This window comes from Polaromonas sp. P1_E3, from assembly GCF_056405935.1.
This window is the reverse complement of record NZ_JBFUBD010000371.1, coordinates 1-2,585: the sequence shown is the minus strand read 5'-3', so window position 1 is coordinate 2,585 and position 2,585 is coordinate 1. Positions and strand designations below refer to the sequence as shown.

The window sequence follows — 2,585 nt, the reverse complement described above, 5'->3', positions numbered from 1 at the left end:
GGCACCGTGATCGACGTGCAGGTCTTCACCCGCGAAGGCATCGTGCGTGACAAGCGCGCCCAGCAGATCATCGACGACGAGCTCAAGCGCTTCCGCCTGGACCTGAACGACCAGCTGCGCATCGTCGAGGCCGACGCGTTCGACCGTATCGAAAAACTGCTGATCGGCAAGGTTGCCAACGGCGGCCCGAAGAAGCTGGCCAAGGGTACCAAGATCGACAAGGCCTATCTGGCCGACGTCGAGAAGTACCACTGGTTTGACATTCGTCCTGCTGATGACGAAGTGGCAGCACAGCTTGAAAGCGTCAAGAACTCGATGGAGCAGACGCGCCACAGCTTCGACCTGTCGTTCGAGGAAAAGCGCAAGAAACTCACGCAGGGCGACGAGTTGCCAGCGGGCGTGCTCAAGATGGTCAAGGTTTACCTGGCCGTCAAGCGCCGTCTGCAGCCTGGCGACAAGATGGCCGGCCGCCACGGCAACAAGGGTGTCGTGTCCAAGATCGTTCCGGTCGAAGACATGCCGCACATGGCCGATGGCACACCGTGTGACATCGTGCTGAACCCGCTTGGCGTGCCTTCACGGATGAACGTGGGCCAGGTGCTTGAAGTGCATCTGGGTTGGGCCGCCAAGGGTCTGGGCCATCGCATCGGCGACATGCTGCAAGCCGAAGCCAAGGTGCAGGAAGTCCGCAAGTTCATGGAGACGGTCTACAACAAGTCCGGTCGTGCAGAAGACCTGGCGAAGTTGTCGGATACCGACATCATCGAGATGGCCGCTAACCTGACCACCGGTGTGCCTTTTGCCACTCCGGTGTTTGACGGTGCTTCCGAAGCTGAAATCATGGGCATGCTCCAGCTGGCCTACCCGGACGACATCGCCAAGGCCAAGGGCCTCACGGCGACGCGTACGCAGGCACAGCTGTACGACGGCCGCACGGGCGACGCTTTCGAGCGCACGACCACGGTGGGCTACATGCACTTCCTGAAACTTCACCATCTGGTGGACGACAAGATGCACGCGCGCTCGACCGGCCCTTACTCGCTCGTTACCCAGCAGCCGCTGGGCGGCAAGGCGCAGTTCGGCGGACAGCGTTTCGGCGAGATGGAGGTCTGGGCGCTGGAAGCGTACGGCGCCGCCTACACGCTGCAGGAAATGCTCACTGTCAAGTCCGACGACGTGCAGGGCCGTACCAAGGTCTACGAAAGCATTGTCAAGGGCGAGCACGCGATCACGGCCGGCATGCCCGAGTCGTTCAACGTGCTGGTCAAGGAAATCCGCTCGCTCGGTATCGACATCGAACTCGAACGCAGCTAATCAACAGGAAAGAAAAGGATTTAACTCATGAAATCATTACTCGACCTGTTCAAGCAATTCACGCCGGATGAGCATTTCGATGCCATCAAGATCGGTATGGCTTCGCCCGAAAAGATCCGCTCGTGGTCTTTCGGCGAAGTGAAGAAGCCTGAAACCATTAACTACCGTACCTTCAAGCCAGAGCGCGACGGTCTTTTTTGCGCCAAAATTTTTGGCCCGATCAAGGACTACGAATGCCTGTGCGGCAAGTACAAGCGCCTCAAGCACCGCGGTGTTATCTGCGAAAAGTGCGGCGTTGAAGTCACGCAGACCAAGGTTCGCCGCGAGCGCATGGGTCACATCGACCTGGCCGCACCGTGCGCGCACATCTGGTTTCTGAAGTCGCTGCCGTCGCGTCTGGGCCTTGTGCTCGACATGACGCTGCGGGACATCGAACGCGTGTTGTACTTTGAAGCATATGTGGTCACCGACCCCGGCATGACCCCGCTGAAGAAGTTCAGCATCATGTCGGAAGACGACTATGACGCCAAGCGCAAGGAATACGGCGACGAGTACACCGCCAAGATGGGCGCCGAAGGTATCAAGGACCTGCTCGAAGGACTGGATCTCGACGTTGAAATCGAGAAACTGCGCAACGACCTGACCGGTTCCGAAATCAAGATCAAGAAGAACGCCAAGCGTTTGAAATTGATGGAAGCGTTCAAGAAGTCCGGCATCAAGCCGGGCTGGATGGTGCTCGACGTGCTGCCGGTGCTGCCGCCGGACCTGCGTCCGCTGGTGCCGCTGGATGGCGGCCGCTTTGCGACCTCCGACCTGAACGACCTGTATCGCCGCGTCATCAACCGCAACAGCCGTCTGCGCCGTTTGCTGGAATTGAAAGCGCCTGAAATCATTGCCCGCAATGAAAAGCGCATGCTGCAGGAAGCTGTGGACTCGCTGCTCGACAACGGACGCCGCGGCAAGGCCATGACGGGCGCCAACAAGCGCGCGCTGAAGTCTCTCGCCGACATGATCAAGGGCAAGTCAGGCCGTTTCCGCCAGAATTTGCTGGGCAAGCGCGTCGACTATTCGGGCCGTTCTGTCATCACCGTGGGCCCAACGCTCAAGCTGCACCAGTGCGGCTTGCCCAAGCTCATGGCGCTGGAACTGTTCAAGCCTTTCATCTTCGCTCAGCTTGAGTCGCGCGGCATCGCCACGACCATCAAGGCAGCGAAGAAGGAAGTTGAATCCGGCACGCCAGTCGTGTGGGACATCCTGGAAGAGGTCATCAA

General features: G+C 59.3%; 1 protein-coding gene and 1 pseudogene. Both read left to right on the top strand.

Features of this window, described 5'->3' with window-relative positions; translation table 11 throughout:
• The coding region (locus AC1D0Z_RS19365; RefSeq protein WP_477659811.1) for a DNA-directed RNA polymerase subunit beta at positions 1 to 1,314 on the top strand (1,314 nt) is incomplete at its 5' end.
• A 27-nt stretch (positions 1,315 to 1,341) separates the two neighbouring features.
• Positions 1,342 to 2,585, top strand: a pseudogene (locus tag AC1D0Z_RS19360) (DNA-directed RNA polymerase subunit beta'); the annotation flags it as partial.